At 46.2% G+C, this 22483-nt stretch carries 17 protein-coding genes; 15 read left to right on the top strand and 2 right to left on the bottom strand.

Annotation, left to right across the window (positions count from 1 at the left end):
• Positions 1-170: 170 nt before the first annotated feature.
• From ACUYLD_RS19175 to ACUYLD_RS19225, 11 genes are all read left to right on the top strand, one after another.
• Positions 171-3524, top strand: a complete 3354-nt coding sequence (locus ACUYLD_RS19175; protein WP_446675805.1) for an S-layer homology domain-containing protein — start codon at positions 171-173, stop codon at positions 3522-3524.
• Between the two features lie 115 nt (positions 3525-3639).
• Positions 3640-4041, top strand: coding sequence for a VOC family protein (locus tag ACUYLD_RS19180; RefSeq protein ID WP_061829696.1), 402 nt, complete (start codon positions 3640-3642; stop codon positions 4039-4041).
• Positions 4042-4150: 109 nt separating this feature from the next.
• Positions 4151-4681 (top strand): N-acetyltransferase family protein, encoded by a 531-nt coding sequence (locus ACUYLD_RS19185; protein WP_446675751.1) that lies wholly within the window; start codon positions 4151-4153, stop codon positions 4679-4681.
• 200 nt (positions 4682-4881) lie between these two features.
• Positions 4882-6291, top strand: coding sequence for an aspartate ammonia-lyase (gene aspA, locus ACUYLD_RS19190; RefSeq protein WP_254350347.1), 1410 nt, complete (start codon positions 4882-4884; stop codon positions 6289-6291).
• A gap of 175 nt (positions 6292-6466) precedes the next feature.
• On the top strand, positions 6467-7057 hold the full coding sequence (locus ACUYLD_RS19195) for a restriction endonuclease (protein ID WP_322160703.1): 591 nt from the start codon (positions 6467-6469) through the stop codon (positions 7055-7057).
• A gap of 171 nt (positions 7058-7228) precedes the next feature.
• Positions 7229-8233, top strand: coding sequence for a BMP family lipoprotein (locus ACUYLD_RS19200; RefSeq protein ID WP_446675752.1), 1005 nt, complete (start codon positions 7229-7231; stop codon positions 8231-8233).
• Between the two features lie 27 nt (positions 8234-8260).
• Positions 8261-9916, top strand: coding sequence for a methyl-accepting chemotaxis protein (locus tag ACUYLD_RS19205; protein WP_061829704.1), 1656 nt, complete (start codon positions 8261-8263; stop codon positions 9914-9916).
• A gap of 214 nt (positions 9917-10130) precedes the next feature.
• Positions 10131-12536, top strand: a complete 2406-nt coding sequence (locus ACUYLD_RS19210; RefSeq protein ID WP_446675753.1) for an AraC family transcriptional regulator — start codon at positions 10131-10133, stop codon at positions 12534-12536.
• A 165-nt stretch (positions 12537-12701) separates the two neighbouring features.
• Positions 12702-13709, top strand: a complete 1008-nt coding sequence (locus tag ACUYLD_RS19215; protein ID WP_446675754.1) for a tripartite tricarboxylate transporter substrate binding protein — start codon at positions 12702-12704, stop codon at positions 13707-13709.
• 48 nt (positions 13710-13757) lie between these two features.
• Complete coding sequence (gene kdgT, locus ACUYLD_RS19220) at positions 13758-14759, top strand: 2-keto-3-deoxygluconate transporter (protein ID WP_254350445.1); 1002 nt, start codon at positions 13758-13760, stop codon at positions 14757-14759.
• Positions 14760-14899: 140 nt separating this feature from the next.
• Entirely contained in the window at positions 14900-15253 is a 354-nt protein-coding gene (locus ACUYLD_RS19225) for a hypothetical protein (protein ID WP_013311244.1), read from the top strand.
• An 82-nt stretch (positions 15254-15335) separates the two neighbouring features.
• Here the strand turns inward: ACUYLD_RS19225 and ACUYLD_RS19230 are convergent, their stop codons facing one another.
• Positions 15336-15818 (bottom strand): DUF1641 domain-containing protein, encoded by a 483-nt coding sequence (locus ACUYLD_RS19230; RefSeq protein WP_446675755.1) that lies wholly within the window; start codon positions 15816-15818, stop codon positions 15336-15338.
• A 12-nt stretch (positions 15819-15830) separates the two neighbouring features.
• Positions 15831-18773 carry a formate dehydrogenase subunit alpha gene (fdhF, locus tag ACUYLD_RS19235; RefSeq protein ID WP_446675756.1) on the bottom strand — a complete coding sequence of 981 codons (2943 nt, stop codon included), beginning with the start codon at positions 18771-18773 and terminating at the stop codon, positions 15831-15833.
• A 651-nt stretch (positions 18774-19424) separates the two neighbouring features.
• Here fdhF and moaA point away from each other — a divergent pair.
• The 4 genes from moaA to ACUYLD_RS19255 all read left to right on the top strand — a co-directional run bounded on the left by moaA (position 19425) and on the right by ACUYLD_RS19255 (position 22459).
• A complete protein-coding gene (gene moaA, locus ACUYLD_RS19240; RefSeq protein WP_061829715.1) occupies positions 19425-20441 on the top strand; it encodes a GTP 3',8-cyclase MoaA in 1017 nt (338 codons plus the stop codon).
• 40 nt (positions 20442-20481) lie between these two features.
• Entirely contained in the window at positions 20482-21294 is an 813-nt protein-coding gene (gene fdhD, locus ACUYLD_RS19245) for a formate dehydrogenase accessory sulfurtransferase FdhD (protein WP_250268884.1), read from the top strand.
• A gap of 129 nt (positions 21295-21423) precedes the next feature.
• On the top strand, positions 21424-21672 hold the full coding sequence (locus tag ACUYLD_RS19250; protein ID WP_061829719.1) for a MoaD/ThiS family protein: 249 nt from the start codon (positions 21424-21426) through the stop codon (positions 21670-21672).
• A 55-nt stretch (positions 21673-21727) separates the two neighbouring features.
• On the top strand, positions 21728-22459 hold the full coding sequence (locus ACUYLD_RS19255) for a molybdenum cofactor biosynthesis protein (protein WP_446675757.1): 732 nt from the start codon (positions 21728-21730) through the stop codon (positions 22457-22459).
• Positions 22460-22483: the final 24 nt, after the last annotated feature.

Here is a 22483-nt window from a genome sequence, read left to right on the forward strand (position 1 = left end):
CCTTTTTCTGTATTAGAACAAGTTTACAATAATTTGATCTGAATATGCTACGGCAAGAAGAATTCATTTTACATAATTCAGGTACTAAATTGACTAATTTATGGTATCTTAAAAGAAGAATATATTTGTAAGCGTAATCATAGTAAAAATGGGGAGGGGAGTATCTTTTGATGAAACAAGAATACATAGAAAAAATATTACCTACGAAATTAAAAAGGTTCGGGATCACATGGCTCAGTGCTATACTGCTGCTTTCAGCTGGAGGGCCGGCAGGGTTGTCCAGTGGAAAAGCTTCGGCAGAGCCTGCATCTTTTGAAGGAAAAGAGGTGCAACCTTCACCCGTAACTGTAGGGGCAAGTGTATATGCAGATGTCTATTTTCCTAAAAAGCTTCGCATCCACGATGTACAGGGGGCAGCACACCGTTCTCCATATGAAGGACAAAAAGTAGCGGATATTGAAGGCGTTGTCACGATGGTGAAGGGGAGCAGTTTCTATATCCAAGAGTTGGATGCTCAAGTGGATCAGGATGAAAAAACATCCGAGGCCATTTTAGTGTACAAGCCTAGTCACGGTGCACAGGTAGGGGATGAGGTAAGGGTTAGCGGTTCGGTAAAGGAATACACGGAAAGAACATATGCAAGCAAGCCAATCGACTTGACGACCACAGAAATTGTGGCTTCTTCGGTTAAGGTAATTGCCAATGACCGTCCATTGCCAGCTCCAATTTTGCTAGGTGAACAGGGACGTGTGATGCCCACATCTGTTGTGGATCATGACGGAATGACGGTGTTTGATCCACAGGAGGATGGCTTGGACTTTTTCGAAAGCCTGGAAGGCATGCGTGTAGAGTTGAAGGATGCCACTGTGATTGGTCCCTATGGCTATGAAATTCCAGTCCGAATTGTTAACGGTCCAAACACAGGTGAGGTTGTAACGGAGGCAGGCGGACTCATGCTGACAGAAAGAAGTCTGAACCCGCAACGGATTCTGATTGATGCGAAGCCTTCGACACCGTTGAAAACAGGCGATCGTTTTGCGGGTTCTATCACAGGTGTGGTGAGCTATAGCTTTAGCAATTATAAGCTGCTGCCAGAGCGTCTGCCGGATATTGTACCTGGCGGCCTCCAGCCAGCCAATACGCGTTTGATAGGGGATGATCGTAAGCTGACAGTAGCTTCTTTTAATGTGGAAAACTTCGATCCCGGTGATGGAAAACGGATAGATCAGCTGGGGCAGGCTATCGCTGTAAATTTGAATCATCCGGATATCATAGGATTGCTGGAAGTGCAGGATAATAACGGTGAGAAGGATGATGGCACCACAGACGCTTCCGAAAGCTTCCGCGTGCTCATAGAGGCGATTCGTGCTCATGGAGGCCCGGAATACAATTTTACAGATATTGGCCCTGAAAATAATAAGGATGGCGGTGCCCCCGGTGGCAACATCCGTGTTGGCTTCTTGTACAATCCGCAACGTGTTACGCTGACCGACAAGCCCAAGGGGGATTCAGTTACGTCTGTCACTTATGGAGTGCAGGGACTTTCCCTCAACCCGGGTCGGATTGATCCCCTGAATGCGTCATTTGAAGACTCGCGCAAGCCGTTGGCCGCTGAATTTGAGTTTGAAGGCCAGCAGGTGATTGTGGTCGCTAACCATTTTAATTCCAAAGGGGGCGATCAAGCGCCATTTGGAGGAATTCAACCACCTGTGAGAAGCAGCGAAATACAGCGTGCGAAGATTGCAACGATTGTGAATGGCTTTGTAAAGTCGGTACTGCAAGTAAACCCTAAGGCCAATATAGTGGTGCTCGGTGACCTGAATGATTTTCAATTTTCGGAAACGCTGGCTTTACTACGGGGGCAGGAATTGACCAATCTGATTGACCATTTGGATGAAAAGGAACGGTACTCTTATATTTATGAAGGTAATTCGCAAACATTGGATCATATGCTGGTCAGCCCGTCACTGAGCAAAACATCCGTGCTGGATATCGTTCATATGAATGCAGACTTTAGTGCGGCGGACGGGCGGGTCAGTGATCATGATCCGTTGGTTGCGCAAATAGATGTGCCGCGCAAAACGGAAGAACCACCGACAGATGATGGGAGTGGCCGAAATGACGATGATGATGAGGATCAGCAGGATAACGAGGGAAATGGTAACACTGGAAATGGCAGTAGCGGTAACGTGAATGGAACGGTAAATGGACAGGGTCAGACTGCCAGTAGTGAGCCCAATGGAAGCAGCCTGTCTGGTACAAATGTGGTGCAAGTTAAGTCTGTAATGACCGGAGTGGAGAAAAACGGACTGAAAAAGGCAGTTGCTCAAGTAACAGCTGCTGAAATACAAAAGGCCATTCAAAATGGTGCGAAGGGTACGCTTGTGATCCGTGCAGGGGAGCAAGTAGAAGCGGGGACGTACGAGGTTCATTTAAACGGGGAAGCTTTGGGAGCCGTCTTGAACGACCGTATTCGTACCCTTCGAGTGGAAACGCCACAAGGTGGATATGAAGTAGCAACAAGTCGTTTGCCGGTGCCTGTAAAACAAATTTCCTTGAATTTTTCCATCGCTTTGAACGAAGAGCTGGCTAAACGCTTGGATGTTCCAACAGGGCGTACCCTGTTACAGGCTTTGGATATCGCCGCTGAGCTGAGAAGCGAGGATGGACGGAAACAGCTTTTGGCAGGTAACGGAGACTCTGGTAGTGGGTATGAACGTTATCTGTTACGTGTTCCTGCAATGGTCGATACAGACCAGCTTGCTGTAGTGAAGGTATCATCGACCAACCAAGCCGGACAGCTGTCCTATCAACCTGTTCCTTTTCACACTTCGAATGAGGAAATAACCGTGTATGGACGTTCGGGAGGGACTTACGCTGTGCTTGATGGCGGGTCTTCTGGTGAAGTCAGATCGTTCATGGATATATCCGGCCATTGGGCACAGCAGGACATTACACGGCTGGCGACTCGCCTGCTTGTGACGGGGACCCATTCAACAGCGTCTACAGCTAGTGCGACTCGTGAAAGGGACTTAGCGAACGTGCATTTTGAGCCTGAAGGCCAGGTACAACGCTCTGAACTGGCAGCGATGCTGGTTCGTGTGCTTGGACTGGAGCGTACTGATCGCACGCTGACGAGCTTTGACGACGTTCAACCCGAATCGTGGTATGCGGATTCCGTACGTACCGCAGCAGCAGCTGGGCTGATCAACGGCTATACTGACGGAAGCTTCCGTCCTGATACCCCGGTATCGAGGGAGGAACTGGCTGTGATCATAGAGAGAGCCTTGCGCTTCGTTGGGAACACAGAAGAAAATACAAGAGAAGTGAGTGAAAGTATATCCGTATCATTGTCGGATGCGCAGGAGATTTCTACATGGGCAGCTCCGGCTGTGAAGACTTTGTCTGGACTAGGTATTCTGAGAGGAGACGAGAAAGGCCGTTTTGGCCCGGCTACATCCGTGACGAGGGCAGAAGCTGCGGCTGTATTATCTCGCACGCTGGCTAAGCTTCATTGGGAATAGGAGATTTCCCTATACAAATGTTAGATTGATTGACTTTATACGATAGTTAAGTTATCTTTTGTGGAGAGGTAGTATGATAAATTAGAATGAATGACAAATGAAGAGGTGAAATGTCGTGGGAGTAAAAGCTAAACAAATTTTTGTGAATTTGCCAGTTAAAAATCTGCAACAGTCCATTGATTTTTTCACTACCATCGGATTTGAATTCAGTGCTCAGTTCACTGATGAACATGCAACCTGTATGGTTGTTAGTGAGCATATTTTTGTCATGTTATTGGTTGAAGAACGTTTTAAAGCGTTCACGACAAAGGAAATTTCAGATGCTACAAAAAGCACAGAAGCAATTGTTGCCTTATCGGTGGAGAGTCGAGAAAAGGTAGACGAGATCGTCCACAAGGCTTTGGAAGCGGGCGGCAAGCCCTCAAACGAACCTCAAGATCATGGTTTTATGTATGGATGGAGCTTTCAGGATTTGGATGGTCATCTGTGGGAGTTCTTTTATATGGCAGAGCAGTAATGGAAATGAGAATGATGAAGTAAGCGAAGTATTATGGAAAGTAAACTATCCTAAAAAGATAGTTTGCTTTCTTTATTGTATATTATCGAACTCATCGGGAGGAATCACAATGTCTAACGAAATGAGAGTCTACCCTGTTCAAGCTCTGGATGAAGCCCTGGTAGATTCGCTAAGTCGACTGTTAATCGACGTGGTTGCAGACGGTGCATCTATAGGGTTCTTACCCCCATTAGGTTATCAGGAAGCAGCAGCTTATTGGAACAATGTACTTGAGGACGGCGTAGTTCTGTGGATTGCCGAGAAGGACGGAGTACCTGTAGGGACGGTCCAGCTTCATTTGGCTCAAAAAGCTAACGCTATTCATCGTGCGGAAATTGCAAAGCTTATGGTACATCCGTCCGGTCGCAGGCTGGGGATCGCACGGCAGTTAATGAAGGCGGCGGAAGAAGAGGCACTAAGTCAGGATAGAACGTTACTGGTGCTAGATACGCGGGTGGGTGATCCCTCCAATGGACTATACGAGTCGATCGGGTTTGTAGAAGCTGGTGTTATTCCGGGTTATGCTCAATCAGCCGATGGTCAGCTTCATGCCACTCGATATTATTATAAGTCATTAAATCCGTATTCAAGTCATAGCTGAGCATTTACCGAATAAGTGTGGTATATACGGGTAATCATAACTTGTCATAGGATTACATAGCTTTTTCCGCGTTTATTCAACTGGAAAAGCACGGGAATAGAAACGTATAATGAAGAGGGGATCAGAGAAGGTCTTTTTATGTCAATTTGGCTGTACTGAATTGAAGAAACGTAGCAAACACAGCGGAGGAATCAGAGAATATGAGGTTGGAGCATGATTTTTTAGGTACCAAGGAAGTGCCATCAGATGCCTATTATGGTGTACAAACGCTGAGGGCAAAAGAAAATTTTCCAATTACAGGCCAAAGACTGCACCCTGAGTTGATTAAAGCCATGGCGATCGTGAAAAAGGGAGCAGCGACGGTGAATATGGAACTAACCCGTTTACACCGCCCCAAAGCAGAGGCCATTATTCAGGCTGCTGATGAGATTATACAAGGACAGTTGCATGATCATTTCATCGTCGATCCGATTCAAGGCGGCGCAGGCACGTCCATTAATATGAATACAAATGAAGTGATTGCGAACCGCGCGCTGGAGCTGATTGGCAAGCAACGCGGAGATTATCAGGAGATCAGTCCTAATAATCATGTTAATATGGCGCAATCGACGAACGATGCTTTTCCTACAGCCGTACACTTGGCTGTATTAAGTATGATTGATAAGCTGTTAGCTACCATGAGTGAGCTTCAGGAAGCATTCTCCCGCAAGGCAAATGAGTTTGATAGTGTGATTAAAATGGGGCGAACTCACTTGCAGGATGCAGTGCCGATTCGATTAGGGCAGGAGTTTCAGGCTTATGCGCGTGTGTTGGGTCGTGATATCGGACGCGTCCGTGCGACCAAGCAGCACCTGCTAACGATTAATATGGGCGCAACTGCGGTGGGTACTGGCCTGAATGCAGACCGTCGTTATATTCAGCGTGTCGCAGAGGTACTGGCAGACGTCAGTGGCTTCCCTGTGGAAGCTGACGAAAATCTTGTAGATGCTACACAAAATACGGATGCTTATACTGAAGTGTCTGCCGCCTTGAAAATTTGTATGATGAATATGTCTAAGGTGGCAAATGACATCCGTTTGATGGCTTCTGGACCACGTGCGGGTCTGGGGGAACTGAGTCTGCCTGCCCGCCAGCCAGGGTCATCCATTATGCCGGGCAAGGTAAATCCGGTGATGTGTGAGGTCATTAACCAAATTGCTTTTCAGGTCATTGGTAATGATCATACAATCTGCTTGGCTTCAGAGGCTGGTCAGCTCGAGCTGAATGTAATGGAGCCCGTACTGGTGTACAACCTACTGCAATCGCTGGAAATTATGAAGCAGGGCTTCCACGTCTTCCGCATTCATTGTGTAGAAGGAATTGAAGCGAATGTGGAGCGTTGTCGTGAATATGTAGAGAACAGTGTAGGCATTATTACAGCGCTTAATCCGCACCTTGGATATGAGGTGGTATCACGCATTGCTCGCGAAGCAATTACGACTGGGAAATCGGTGCGCGAGCTGTGCTTGCTGTACAATGTACTGACCGAGGAGGAGCTGGACATTATATTGGACCCGTACCAAATGACTCAGCCTGGTATTGCCGGAGAATCTTTGCTGAATCGCGAATAATGATGCGGAGTATGGAGTTTAGACAGCTTTGAGGCAAGACGAAGATAGCCCCGTCGAATCTGGCGGGGCTATTGTTATGTGATAAAGAGAGATGTAATACGGGAGCCAGCGAGCATAGAAAAGTTCCCTGTTAAGGATGATACAGCTACGCTTATGGTAGAAAAGGGAGAGTTGGATGTTGCTAGAGAAATTATTGGCATACAAGGAATTAGGAATAGGACTCATTGTACTTTTAGTGTTGTTTGCGCTCATCATCAGAGGATTGATACGTGGTCGCAGAAATCGGATTTTACGTGATCTGGACCCGCGCAAAATTGGAATTCAGGATATAGATCGTATGGAGGATGGGTCGGAATTTGAGCTTTATTTGCAGCGGTTATTATCCGCGCTTGGCTATAAGGACATCTATAAAACAACCAGTAGCCGGGATTTTGGAGCGGATCTGGTTTTTACAGACCGTGAAGGCGTCAGAGTTGTCATACAGGCCAAACGTTATGGGGTACAACATCCGGTAGGTTTGGGAGCAGTGCAGGAGATCTATACCTCTATGCGTTATTATGCGGCCGACAAGTCTGTCGTCATCACCTCCGGCCGTTATACGGAATCCTGTAAAACACTTGCTGCTGTCAACGGGGTTAAATTATTAGACCGCAACGACTTGATCGACATGATTGATTTATTCAAGGCTAGGCACCGCGAGGAGGTTATGGATCTCATAGAAAGTAAAACCGAAGTGATTGCTTCCAAATGGAGTAAAAGTAAATAAGATTGGGGACTGATTGTTAGGCGATGTTATTCAAGCCTGGTGGTCAGTCCCTTCTATTTTTTCATAATAAAATAGAAGAACTGAGTTTACAGAAATTATTATGAAAAAATATGCTTTTATAACCGATATAAAGATGTTGGGGATTTCCAAATTATGCTGAGGTGATATGTCATGAAGAAGCGAGCTGTATTATTAAATTTTAGGTGGATTCCCATTGTCACAATCTTTGCATTATTGCTAAGTGCATGTGGGCAATCGGCAGCACAAACCAAGGCTCAGCCCATTAAGGTGGGAATCGTACTGTCAGATATTGGTCTGGGTGACCAATCTTACAGCGACGCTGCTTTCCGAGGTTTGGTCCAAGCACGGGATGAGGGGAAAATTGTTTTTGAATACCGAGAAATAACGGAGACCAAGACGTATGATGCGGCTTTTGAACAGCTTGCTCAGGAAAAGGCTGATTTAATCATTGGGCTGGGTTACATGGTGAAGGACAGTTTGGAATCCATTGCTAAAAAATATCCAGACCGTAAATTTTTAATCGTGGATGAGAAATCAGATTTACCGAATGTGGCCTCTATTAGCTTCAAAGCAGAAGAGGGCAGTTTTATGGCTGGAGTCGTTGCGGGTTTGACGAGTCGCACCGAACAGGTGGGTTTTCTCGGAGGTGCGGAATCTCCTCTGTTGAAAAAATTTGAAATTGGGTATCGCGCAGGGGTGCAATCAGTCAAGCCTAATGCCAAAGTTACTACAACGTATGCAGGAGATTTTGGAAAGCCGGAACTGGGTACGGAAATTGCAGATGACATGATTAATCAGGATCAGATTGATGTCATCTTTGCAGCCGCAGGTCTTACGGGTGTAGGTGCGCTGCAGGAAGCGCAAAAGCAGCATAAATTCGCCATCGGGGTCGATAGCGACCAGTTTTTTATTGCGGAAAAAGCGGTAGTGACCTCGATGTTTAAAAATGTAGACATTGCAATTTATACAGCAGTCAAAGGATTTGCAGATCATCAAAGAAAATTTACGGAGAAGGATATGGTGTTTGGTCTTGCGGAAGATGGTGTAGGTTTGGCGCCTATTCGTGTCGTGACACTGAGTCCGGATCAGCAAAAGTTGTTGGATGATTTAAAGGAAAAAATCAAATCCGGCACACTGACTGTTCCCACCCAATAAATTTTCGCAAACGGAGGATGAAAGCTGATGAAACTGCAAGGTAAACTGGTTCTGAACGCGATGATTTCCTTGATCGCTTGCCTGGCTTTAGTGGCATATATCATTTTTGAATTAATTCGTATTAACTCGCAAAGTAGCAATCTGGTTCCGGCTATGTTGAATGTACAGCAGCTCAATGCCTATTTGATTCAGTCAGGGCAGGCACTGCAAAATTATTCAGCTTCCATGACGGAGAGCAACAAAGCCGATGTGCAAAATCAACTGACTCAGTCTGAAAAGACGATTGCTTTGCTTTCACAGGGCATGATGCAAACCGAAGCGCAGCAAAAGCGACTGAATACGATTAAAACAAAATTCAGCCAATTGAAAGTAGCAACGGAGAAAGCCATGAGTACCCAAAACAGCCCGGAGTCCAAGCGGGAGGCCATGCGTGCCCAAGGGATTCAGAACGATGTATTTATGCTGGATCTGCTGACCAAAGCACGTTATGACCAATACACAGAAGATTTGACCAAGAGCATTCGTTTTACATGGCAATTGGCCTTGGCAGGTGCAGTTATACTTCTGGTGGCAGTTGGGCTATATAATACATACACATCCAGGCAGCTTGCCCTTAGAACACGCAAATTAACGGATGCCGCAAAGCAAATTGCTGAGGGAAATCTGACAGTGCAGCTTGCCCAAACCAAGGGACGCGATGAGCTGGACGAGCTCAATGAATCTTTCCGGGTGATGATCGGGAACTTGCGCAGCATTGTACTCTCCATTGATCAGGCGGGTAATCGTGTCGATCTGATGGCTCGGGATATTGATCAGCATAATGAGGCCATGAAGGAAATTGTGACACAAGTCAGCACGTCAACAGAGGAACTGGCAATAGGCAGTCAGAAAATTGCTGAGGATCTGTCGTCGACAGTTGGCGTTGTGGACGAGATGCAGCAGAAGTTTGAATCGAATCTACTGGAGACCACACAATCGACCGCGTATAGTGAGGATGCTTTGCGTGTCATTGAGCAGGGTACGCGGGTCATGAGCGATCAACTGCGTATCGTTGCAGAAAATCGTTCAGCCATGTCCGAAGTGGAGCAGACGGTCAAGGAGCTGGAGGCTAATGCAGCCGAGATTACAACCATGACTGGATATGTATCCGAAATTGCCAGCCAAACATCACTGTTGTCCTTGAATGCCTCTATTGAGGCTGCACGTGCAGGTGAAGCAGGAAAAGGTTTTGCTGTTGTTGCCAATGAAGTGAAAAAGCTGGCGAATCAATCAGAGTCTGCTGTAAAGAAAATTTATACTGCTGTTGACAGTATCACGCAGGCTATGGATAAGGTGAAGACTTCTGTGGCGCAAAGTCAGGAGCTGTTCCGTGAGCAGGAGAAGGCAACCTCCTCGACTGGAGAATCGTTTACAGAGATTAGTGGTAAAGTGCAGCAAATCGCCAGCCAAGTCAGCAAGCTATCAACGGACATGAATGTATCGCGAGAACTGAGCGTACAGGTGCAGCAAGCTATCGAAAATATCAGCGCAATCACTCAGCAGTCCGCCGCAGGCAGTGAAGAGATTACGGCTTCCACGGTGGAGCAGAAGCGTTCATTTGAGGAATCGGCTGAGAAGGTAAAAGAGCTTCGTCAGATTCGCGAAGAGATGCAGCGGGAGCTAGATCGTTTTCAGGTGGAATAGACAAGCTAAAACCTGTGCAGCTAGTATCTGTTTTTGCTGAATAAGGTTACAAGCAGTGTCAAAGAAGGAGTTCTACCTTGTACAGTACAGGGAGGCTTCTTCTTTTTTATATGAATCCTTATATTAAGTTTGATATACATAGGCAGGGAATTCCAACTCTTACGTCAAATAGATTTAGGGAGAATATGTCACCACGTATATTGGCAAGAGGAAGATGGACAACGAAGTCCGGAAGGATGAAGTTACGGGAATGTTGCGACTTAAGCTTCGATTGATATTGAAAAATAAACAGACAAGATTGATTCTACTGCTCACTCTGTGCGTGTCGCTTGTAATTAGCGTGATCGGCTTGCTATCGTATTCACGATACCGTGAAGGTTTGGATACCGAGCTGAACACACCCAATATAGAATTGCTGCAAATCAATCTGGATGTGACCAATCGGGCTTTTCGTGAGTCTGATAACAAGGCGCTGGACGCAGCATATCATCCAGACGTAGAGGCCTTTGTACGTGTCCAAACAGATGGGGAATCGCTGGAAGACAAGGCCTCCGTCATAGATCGGCTTCACAAATACTTGAAAACCCTTTCTTCGCACGAAGAAATTTACTCGGTTGAAGTTATTTCTTTGGACAATCATGCTCTCGTATCCAGCAATTATGGTTACAGGCCTGATTGGAAGCAGGCACCGGATACCACATGGGTTCCCTGGATTCAGGATATTGAAAAAAAGCCGTTGTTGATTAAGCGGCGATGGTACGGCACCGATCGTGAGCAGGGGGCGGTAGAGCTGCTTTCGCTGGCCAGGCCCATAGTAGAGAATGGTCAGGTCATGGGTGCGGTGCTAATCAATCTGGATTATGACCGTTTTTTCTCCAAACTATATATTCATTTATCCAACTCGCAATACGTGTATGATCTGGAGGGCGAGTTGATCTATCCCAAGCTGAGATCGTCCTTACCCTTAAATGATATGGGCAGGATTTTAAAAGAACTGGATGTGAGTCCCTATGCTTATGTGGAGATAGGGGACATGGAATATATGGCGAACCAAACCTTTTCTGATGTAACGGGCTGGCGTCTAGTATCGCTCGTTCCGATGGACAAGCTGCTGAAAAATGTAAAGCTGGCGCGCAATATGATGCTGTGGCTGGCCTTTATCTCCATACTGGCTGGGTGCTCAGCAGTTTACTATTACAATTATGCAGCTTTTCGCCCCATGAAAAAAATTAATAGCCTATTAAATTCGGGCAATAAGGGAACGCGCCAAGGAGGATTGTATGACCTGGAACCTGTGATTAGCAAACTGGTTGGAGAGTTTCACCGCAAATCATTGGTGGTAGAGCGAAGCCTACCGGAGCTGCGTTCCAAATATATGGAAGATGTCATCCAGCGTAGAATGGGCATACAGGAAATGCGTATGAAATGGGAACAGTATTTTTCCGATTGGGACGGCCATTCTTTGTTTGTCATGATCGTGTCCATTGACCGGTATTCTGCGTGGGCCGCAAGCTTTCCAGAAGAAGATAAAATGCTGCTCAAGTATGCGCTGAACAATATTTTGCTAGAGATGCTCGAACCTCACTGGAAAGCAGTATGCTCGCCGGAGGAGGAAAGTGGTTTTATTGTGCTGTTACAGTTCAGCGAGAGTTCGAATGAAGTTGGTACAGAGACTGACCTCCAAGAGAGCATTTTGTTTCAAAAAAGCGTGGATAGGCTGATTCAGGTTGTCGGTGAGTATCTTCCTTTGACTATTTCTATAGGGATTGGTCATATGGTCACGGATATTCGAGAGGTACGGGCGTCTTTTATAAAAGGAAAAGAGGCCCTTAATTTGCGTTTGTATGAGGGGTATGGACGTTCATATACGAATATAGACAGCAGTATAAGTGTGAAAAAGGATAATACGGTGGATGAACAGTCAAAGGAGCAGATTCAGGATTCAACATTGCTGGACAATCGGCGTGTGGAAATGATCCGTGCCCTGGAGTCACAGGAACCTGGTGCAAGTGTAAAGCTAATCAGCCACTGGGTAGAAGAACTTCGACTCCACAGAACATCCCCAGCTCAGGTCTACTTGTTTGTTCATGAATTGCTGGAAGATTTGCTAAAATGGTGTGCCACTCAGAGTGTGACGCCGCCGGATCAGCTTGCTGATTACCACTGGAATCAGATTCTGACGCTAGACCTTCAAGACATGGAGGTATTGCTGGTCATTATGTTGACTGATATTGAAGAAAAATGGAATGGACGCATCCAGTCCAAAGATTTTGTGCGTGTACAAGAGATGATCGAGTATATGGAACATCATTTACATTTGAACATCGGGCTTCAGGAAATTGCGGATCATGTTCACATGAGCGTGTCCTCGGTGAGTAGCATGTTCAAGGAAGAAACGGGGACCACCGTTTACGATTATTTGACTGGATTACGCGTAAAAAAGGCATGCACATTACTATGTGAAACCCATTTGAAAATCGGCGAAATTGCAGAACAGGTCGGATACCGAAATGAGAACAGCTTTATCCGGGTATTCCGCAAGCACAAACAAGTGACCCCAGGGAAATTCAGACAAATCAGCAAATCTTCCAATGAATATGCAGATCGGTCAAAAGGTTGATACTTTGGCGAAATAGAAGATAAATACGAAGATTAAGCGATAGCTGTAGCCCTCCACGTTGCGGTACATTGACTTCATGTAAACGCAAACAACAAGACCGAAAACGTTGGAGGTGAAAACGGGCGCATGACGGGCCCAGTTCATTTTTAGAGAAGAGGAAACGTAATGAAGAAAAAGCCATGGCAAAAATATGTGCTGGTTGCGGCGGGAGTAGCTATGCTTTCTGCCTTGAGTATCAGTGAATATGTGGATCACCACACCTTGCAGGATCACAGCCGTATATTTCCTACGAAGCCAATAACACTCGTCGTTCCTTATGCAGCCGGAGGCGGTACAGATATTACCGCGAGAGCGTTGGCGAAAGCCGCCGAAAAGCATCTCGGTCAGCCGATCATCGTCGTTAATCGAACGGGAGGAGGCGGTTCTGTCGGGCTAATGGAAGGGGCTGAGGCGCAGGCGGATGGTTATACCGTAACGTATCTGGTCGCTGAGCTGACTACGTTGCCTCATTTGGGGCTGCTACCGCTCACCTATGAGCGATTTAAGCCGCTGCTTCAAACCAATATGGACCCTTCCGCCATTACGGTCCGGGCGGATGCACCATGGAAGACAGCGGAGGCATTTCTGGAGGATGCTGGGGCCCATCCCGGTAAGCTCAAAATGGGGAATGCAGGCACAGGGAGCATATGGCACCTTGCTGCCGCGATGCTGGAGCAGAAAAGCGGAGTTCGCTTTACCCATATCCCTTATGAGGGAGCAGGCCCAGCCGTCTCCGCTTTAATGAGCGGATTTGTGGATGCTGTACCCGTCAGTCCCGCAGAAGTGAAGAAATACGTGGACGAAGGGAAACTTCGCATACTGGCGATCCAGGCAGACACTATTTCGGAAGCGTTTCCAAAAGTGCCGACACTACAGCAATCCACTGGGCTGCGTGTACATTTTATCGGCACTTGGAGAGGGCTGGCTGTACCCAAGGATACACCGGATGAAGTTGCTCAAACGCTGACGGATGCACTGATCAGGGGGACGAAAGACGAGGAATTCAGGGAGGAAATGCGTAAGCATGGGTTGGGATTGCGTGTACAGGATGCAGAGGCATTCGCGCGGCAACTGAAAGAGAGTCACGATACCTTCGCGAGACTGATTCCCGAGCTCGGCTTGAGCCGCAAGTAACAAGGCCTTGTTTTTGCATTGGCAAAAACGAAAGGGTTGAACGAAGTTATGAAAATCAAACAAAACATTGATAAAATTCCAGGGGGCATTATGCTGGTGCCGCTGTTTATTGGCGCGCTTTTTCATACATTTACTCCATGGGCAGGCGACTATTTTGGATCTTTTACCAAGGGGCTGATGACAGGTACGGTACCCATCTTGGCAGTGTGGTTTTTTTGTATGGGTGCTTCTATAGATGTGCGAGCGACGGGTACTGTATTGCGTAAATCAGGAACGCTCGTATTGACTAAAATCGCGGTCGCGTGGGTAGTGGCGATCATTGCATCCAGATTGCTGCCTGTTGGTGGTATAGAAAGTGGGCTATTTGCAGGTTTGTCGGTGCTGGCGTTGATCTCGGCTATGGATATGACGAACGGCGGGTTATACGCCTCTATTATGCAGCAGTATGGCTCCAAGGAAGAGGCAGGAGCATTTGTACTGATGTCACTGGAATCGGGTCCGTTGGTGACCATGATTATTTTGGGTAGCACCGGGCTGGCCGTTTTTGAACCGCAGACCTTTGTGGGAGCGGTATTACCATTTTTGGTCGGATTTATGTTGGGCAATCTGGATCATGATTTCCGAAAATATTTTGGGAACGCAACGCAAGCTTTGATTCCATTTTTCGGTTTTGCACTTGGTTGTTCCATTGATCTGAGTGTCATTGTCCAGACAGGTATGCTTGGTATTTTATTAGGTATTTTTGTCATTATCGTTACAGGTATTCCGCTGATTTTGGCTGATAAATATATCGGTGGTGGCAACGGTACAGCAGGGATTGCAGCCTCCAGTACAGCAGGTGCAGCAGTAGCCAATCCAGTCATTGTGGCCAACATCAAGCCTGAGTTTCTGCCTGTAGCGCAATCTGCAACGGCCTTAGTTGCTGCTTCGGTCATTGTGACCTCGATTTTAGTACCTATTCTGACGGCATACTGGGCCAATTATATGAAACGTAAGGGGAAATCCCAAGGAGCAGGACCTGTAAAACCAGGTGTGAATGTGCCTAAATAAAGTTTGGATGATGATGGCTCAAACTCATGGAACTTTCCATTACCCGGGAAATGCTTTTGCAGTTGTACCTTCAATCCTAACATCACAAAACTTGTCCTAAAACGCTTCTGCAAACATACATATGTAAGCAGAGGAGCGTGATGGGATTGGAAAACAAGGTGCGTCGCTACTACCAGTTAAAGCAAAAGCAAAAAGAAATTGAAGGTGAACTGACTGATTTGCGTAATGACATTACCGCACATTGTGCACAGCAGGAAGTATCAGATTGGGAAATTGGCAACTACCGAGTCAAGATTATACAGCAGCACCGCAAGGAATATGATCATACAAAGCTGTATGATTCACTGCCTGATCCGCAGCTATGGCGCTTGTTTTCCAAGCCGGATACGTCGAAGATTGCCAGTTTGCTTAAGCTCAAGGTCATCGCAGAGGAGCAAATAAAAGATGCCGTTTCTCTTAAAACGGTGACGCTATTACAGGTGGATAAAAAATAAATAAAAAGAGCTGTCCCCGTTTTCGGAGCCAGCTCTTTTTATTATCTGTTGTTACTAGTCTTCCATCTTCACGCTCTATGAGCTATTTATCAGACAAACTTTTTCCCACTCCTTTGAGAAAATGAATGCCAAATCCCATTGCCCGGTTTACATCTGGATCATTCATCGCCTTCATAAGATCGCGCAGACGAGTCTTTTTATTCTGTTTTTGATGTTTATCGGCTTCGTTCAGGCCATTAGTAACACTGTTTGCCAGCTTTTTCATCAGCTCGGGATCTACCTCAGACAGCATCCCTGCTGCTCCCATGAGATTATTGATGATGTTCGTCACAGGCTTACGCGTTGCTTGTCCTACAGCGATTTTGGCGATGCTTTCTTTAGCCTTTAGCATAGACTGAGCTGCTTCGAGAAGACCACTATCATGCAGTTCACGTACGATTTCAAGTGTCTTCTGCAATGCCGCCCCATTGTCCGCCAGATCAGCAGTAAGCTGATCCAGCGATTGTTTTTGCCGTTCTTCTTCTGTCAAAATGCGTTTTCTCACAATTGAAATAGGCTTAGCCACGGCTTGACCTCCTTATTTTTGATCCACTAAATCGACGTAACCGGGACGATTCCACTTACGGTCCACTTCAACCCCATTTTGCGGATGACGCTTTTTGTAACGCGGATTGATACGTGGTAGTGGATTTTGACCGTCTACCTCCAAAATTTGCATCCGTACTTTGGCTTGTTTATAGGCCGGTGTACGGGTGACTACATCGAACGCCCCACCAGTTAACAGATTGACCGCACCATCATGGCTGGTAGAGTGCATCGGCACATAAATTTCAGTTCCCTGCACCCGGTCTGTAACCAGAACGCGTAGCTTGACCGCACCATAAGGGGATTCCAATCGAACCAGCGATCCATTATGGATTCCGCGCTCTTCAGCCAATTCAGGGGACACTTCTACAAATACTTTTGGAAGTTTGAGCTGAATGCCTGCCGATTTGGTCGTCATATTTCCTTCATGAAACTGTTCGAGCAGTCGACCATTATTTAAGGTCAGATCGAATTCAACGGGGTACTCTTTCGGTGGCACATATTCGAAAAGTCCCAAACGCGCTTTTTTATCTGGAAAGTTAAAGCCGTTGGTGTGCAATAGCGGTGTATTGCTACCATCCGGCGATCCCCAGTGGAAGCTGTTCCAGCCTTCCAATACGTCATAATTACATTGGGAGAAAAATGGAGTGAGCGACGCCATTTCCTCGAAAATTTCACTTGGATGGCTGTAATCCCAATCAAATCCCATGTGCTTGGCAAATTGGCTGAAAATCCACCAATCCGGCTTACTGTCTCCCATAGGGCGGAGGGCTTCATATAAACGCTGGACACGACGTTCGGTGTTCGTAAAGGTTCCGTCTTTTTCGAGTGAAGGTACGGCTGGCAAAATAACGTCAGCGAATTCAGCTGTTTTGCTCAGAAATACATCCTGAACGACAAGGAAATCCAAGTTCGCCAGCATTTCTTGGGTATGGTTGGAGTCGGCATCCACCCATGCCATCTCTTCTCCAGCGATATACATCGCTTTGAGCTTACCTGTTTCAATGGCTTCCAGCATCTGAATGTTGTCTAGTCCGCGTTGACCTGGAATTTGTACGCCGTAGGCCGCTTCGAACTTGGCACGAACGATATCGTTCGTCACGGGCTGATAGCCCGGGAAAATATCCGGCATTGTACCCATATCGGCAGCACCCTGAACATTGTTATGTCCGCGAAGCGGATATGCGCCTGCACCCGGACGCATAAAGTTTCCAGTCACCAGCAGTAGGTTGGCAATTGCAATCGAAGTGTAAGAGCCTGCGATGTTTTGCGTCACACCCATGCCCCAGCAAATGGCAGTGCCGTCGGCTTCGTGAATCATAGTCGCTACCTGAATCAGTGTCTCTTTGGAAATACCAGTTTCCTGTTCGGCAAATTCCAAGGTGAAACGATCTAGCAACTTCAAATATTCAGGATAGAAGTTTACATGCTCTTCAATGAATTTTACATCATGCCAGTTTTGCTCAATGATGTATTTGGCTACAGCGGATAACCATACATAATCCGTACCTTGCTTCGGACGAATGAACAGATCTGCGCGTTCTGCCATTTCATGCTTGCGCAGGTCGACCGAGATCAACTTTTGACCGTGTAGCTTATGCGCACGTTTGATACGAGTAGCCAGCACGGGATGTCCTTCTCCCGGCGCGCAACCGACCAGCATGACCAAACCTGCTTTGGCAATGTCTTTAATCGTACCGCTGTCCCCACCGATGCCTCCGGTGTATTGCAGCCCCCATGACGCAGGAGATTGGCAATACCGTGAGCAATTATCGACGTTATTCGTTTGGAAGACCTGACGAGCCAACTTTTGCATCAAATAGTTTTCTTCATTGGTAAATTTGGACGAAGAAATAAAGCCGAGTGCCTCACCGCCGTAAGTTTCTTGAATAGCTCCCATTTTGCTGGCCATCAGGCTCAAGGCTTCTTCCCAGGTAGCTTCCACAAATTCGTCACCTTGACGAATTAAAGGGGAGGTCAAACGCTGATCGCTGTTCACAAAATCCCAGCCAAATTTCCCTTTTACGCATGTTGAGATACCGTTAACAGGTCCCTCAGAGGTAGGTTGTACCTTCAAAATTTTGCGGCCTTTGGTCCAAACCTCAAAGCTGCAACCTACACCGCAAAACGTACAGACGGTTTTCGTTTTTTTCGTACGGGTTTCACGCATTGCTGCTTCGACTTCGGAAATAGCAAAAATCCCACTATAGCCCGGCTCCACTTCCTTTATTAAATCCACCATCGGATTTAATAAATCCTTGTTCATGCCACTCATGAAGCCTGCTTCTCCCAGCATGGATTTCTCCATCAAGGCATTGCATGGGCAGACGGTTACACACTGACCGCAGCTGACGCAGGAGGAATCGTTAATCGCAACCCTGTCATCCCATATGACGCGAGGGCGTTCAGCTTCCCAGTCGAGGGACAGCGTTTCATTGACCTGAAGGTTTTGGCATACCTCTACGCATTGGCCGCATGCAATACATTGATTGGGGTCATATCGATAGAAGGGATGAGACATATCTACTTCTGTCGGGTCAACTTTCGGTTGATACGGATATTTTTGATGTTCAATCTCCATAAGCTCTGCTGTATTATGCAAAGTACAATTACCGTTGTTGTTATCGCACACTGTGCAGTAGAGGAGATGATTTTCTAGCAATCGGTCCATAGCCTCGGTTTGAGCTGCTTTCGCGCGATCCGAGTGTAAATGAATATTCATTCCATCCGAAGCCAGTGTTGAGCAGGAACGCATAAGTTTTCCGTCCACTTCCACGATACAAGTGTCACAGGTGCGGATCGGATCGACTTCGGGAACGTAACACAGCTGGGGATGGGCGATGTTGTTTTCGTTAATCACTTCAAGAATCGTTGCGCTGTTCTTCGTTTTCAGTTCCTGTCCGTTTAATGTGATTTTGATCGTACTATCAGTCACGGTTCAGGCTCCTTTCAGATTTTAAATTTAAAAATTAGGAATAAAAAAACTCCACCATAAACACAAGTGCTCGTGTTTCAGCACTTGTGTTTATGGTGGAGTAGTGACCAAGCTCTAGGTCCTGGAGGCCAATCCGCCATTTGAATATGTATTAATAACAAACAGTACGCACCGTCTGTATATCAATAACTTCCGAATAACTTAGATATGTCATTTTCTGCATGTCATCTCGTGTAACTATAACGTAAAATTTAAGATAGTTCAACGGTACATTATTAATTTTTTAATTGATAATGATTATCGTTTGAGAAATCGAAAAATCATTGACAAACGTTCCAGGATTGCTAACAATAGGAATGTAATCTATTTCAGAGCAATCGTAAATGGAGTGTGCGTGGGAACCGCGTATATTTTATTTGTCGCAGCGCTTGTTAGTTTGATTTTTCTATATCACATGAAGTGGGATTCGTAAAATCCTGATGTAGATAAATTAACCGGCATTTAGCAGATTCTTCGATATTCATAAGCGAAGAAGTTGTTGTGATGCCGGTTTTTTGGTTCAGTATAAAATGAATGGAAATGCCGTTCCAATTTAGAGTGTAAAGAGTTTTATTAGAGTTTTATTAATGAAGACGGATTGAGGTGAACAGGATGGCGAACCGGAGCGACGATCAATGGAATCGTCCGTTACGGGACTTAAGAATATCCGTCATAGACCGATGTAATTTTCGGTGCCGATATTGTATGCCGGAAGAAATATTTGGCCATGACTATCCGTTTTTGCCAAAAGAAAAAATATTGACCTTTGAGGAAATTACGCGCCTTTCCCGTATTTTTGTCTCGCTGGGCGTTACGAAGTTGCGTATTACTGGTGGTGAGCCGTTGCTGAGGAAAAATTTGTCCTTGCTTATTCATTCGTTAACTCAACTCGATGGCGTTGAAGATATTGCAATGACGACAAACGGCGTATTTTTGCCTAAATATGCTGTAGCACTGCGAGAGGCGGGACTGAAAAGAGTGACGGTTAGTCTGGATTCGCTCGATGATGATCGGTTCCGCCAAATGAACGGGGGCAGAAGCAGTGTAAAGGCGGTGCTGGATGGTATTGAGGCTGCCGCTCAAGCAGGGATGCAGGTGAAAATAAATATGGTCGTGCAAAAGGGCTTTAACGATCAGGATATTGTTCCCATGGCTGACTATTTCCAAAAGAAAAAGCATATTTTACGTTTTGTTGAGTTTATGGATGTAGGCAACACCAATGGCTGGAAATTGGATCAGGTCGTTTCCAAGCAGCAGATCATCGAAGCCATTCATGAGCATATGCCGTTAGAGCCTGTTCCGCCCCAGTACAAAGGTGAGGTGGCGACGCGCTACAGGTATCAGGACAGAGACGGGGAAATCGGTATTATTTCGTCTGTTACGGACGCCTTCTGCTCCACATGTACACGAGCGAGAATTTCTGCTGAAGGCTCCTTGTACACGTGCCTGTTTGCCTCTCAAGGGTACAAGCTTCGCGCGATGCTGCGTTCCGAACAGTCCGATGACGAGATTAGAGCTTACATTGAGCGTGTTTGGAGAGAACGTACCGACCGCTATTCAGAGGAACGACTGAATCATACACAGCAACAAGCAACGTCTAAAATTGAAATGTCACACATCGGCGGGTGAGCCGAAGAGTCCGCCTGTCAGAAACAAGGGAGTGGAGCACATGGAAAAGCCAGCTGAGGTAAAACGTGAGATTCTACGTTATCGTGACGGTCAGATCAAGCGTTTTGAAGACACTGTGGTGACGGAGCATCCGGTGACCATCAAAATCAATCAGCAGGAATTTGCTACCATGGTTTGTACACCAGAGTATGTGGAGGATATGGCAGTAGGTTTTTTGGCCTCTGAAGGCGTCATCCAACGGTACGATGATATTGAAGATATTTGGGTTCAGGAAAAAGAAGGTTTTGTTCATATTAAAACCCGTCGAATGAATGAGTTTTATCAAAACTTTCATTCCAAACGGTACATTACCTCCTGCTGTGGAAAAAGCAGACAGGGCTTTTATTTTATGAATGATGCCAAAGTGGCAAAAAGAATGAATGATACCCATGTTACGCTGTCTTTTGACGATTGTTTCCGCTTGATGGATTTAATGCAAAGCTCGGCACTTACGTTCCAAGAGACCGGTGGTGTTCATAATGCAGCGTTGTGCGATAAAGACGGGATGATCCTGTCCAGAATAGATATCGGCCGACACAATGCGCTGGATAAAATCTATGGGCATTGCCTAAAACATGATATTGTATTACAAGACAAAATCATAGTTTTCAGCGGGCGCATTTCGTCTGAAATTTTGTTGAAGGTTGCAAAGATTGGCTGTGAAGTTGTTTTGTCCAAGTCAGCTCCTACAGAGCTTGCACTTGAGTTGGCTGAGGATCTGGGAATTACAACCGTCGGCTTTATACGCAGTCATTCTCTGAATGTATATACGCATACCGAGCGGATTGATGAACTGGTTGAATCTAAAATATAATATACAAATCCTCATTGTACACCGTCATAGTTAACCAGCATGAAATAAAACCTTTCGGGGTATTCATGTTGGTTTTTCTTGGTACATATGTGGTGGACAGTCACTGTACTGAAAAGGAGGGGATGTTAAATGAACTATCATATTCAAGTATTTGCCGGACTTGCGGAACAGATGGGAGGGCCTATAATCACGGTGCCTACTGATCAAGAAACGATGAGCGTTGCCGCGTTAAAAGACTTGCTATCCGAGTGTTTCCCTGAAGCAGCAGCCCAGTTGCAAGGTTCTTTTGTTGCCAGAAATCAAGCCTACGCCGCTCCTGAGGACCTCGTAAGTATCCATGATGAGATTGCGATTATTCCTCCGGTTTCAGGAGGGTAAATTCTATTAATAGAATGGATGAATTCGATAGAATAGGTGCAAGGGGGCAGATCATATGCAATACCGTATTCAGCTATTCGCAGGTATGGCGGAGCAACTTGGTGATGTGATCACGGTAGAACTTTCACAGGAAGCGGTGACCATTGCAGACATTCGAAAAAGGCTGAATGAGCTGTACCCGGAAGTAACTTCACAACTGCCAGGTTCTTTTTTTACCCATCATAAAAAGTTGGCTTCTCCAGATGAACTTGTGCTTCCATCAGATACAATTGCTCTTCATCAGTCAGCACCCGGGATGGAGACGGTCGTTTCAAAATGTGGCTTATTTGCCATTACGTACGACCCGATTGATGCCGATGAAGTAACCTCAAAGGTGCTCGACCCTTCTCATGGCGCCTCGCTGACCTTCAATGGTACGACTCGGGAATTTACGCAAGGTCAACGAACGGTGCTGCTTGAATATGAGGCGTATGTCCCGATGGCCATGAACACAATGAAGCAGATTGGTGACGAAATTGCAGAGCGTTGGCCTTCTACACGTACTGCGATTACACATCGGCTTGGTACGGTAAGAATTGGAGAGACGAGTGTGGTGATTGCTGTCTCTGCTGCACACCGCGATACTTGCTACGAAGCCAGCCGCCATGCCATTGAACGGTTAAAGCAAATCGTACCGATTTGGAAAAAGGAAGTGTGGGAGGACGGCTCAGAATGGAAGGGGCATCAGCTGGGTGGCTGGAACCCTCAAAATACTCCAAAGCTTTCAAATAAGGGCGAGGACATTTGAACTTTTAGCTTGTCTGATCAACTT

The sequence above is a fragment of the Paenibacillus sp. SER-28 genome, assembly GCF_052906305.1.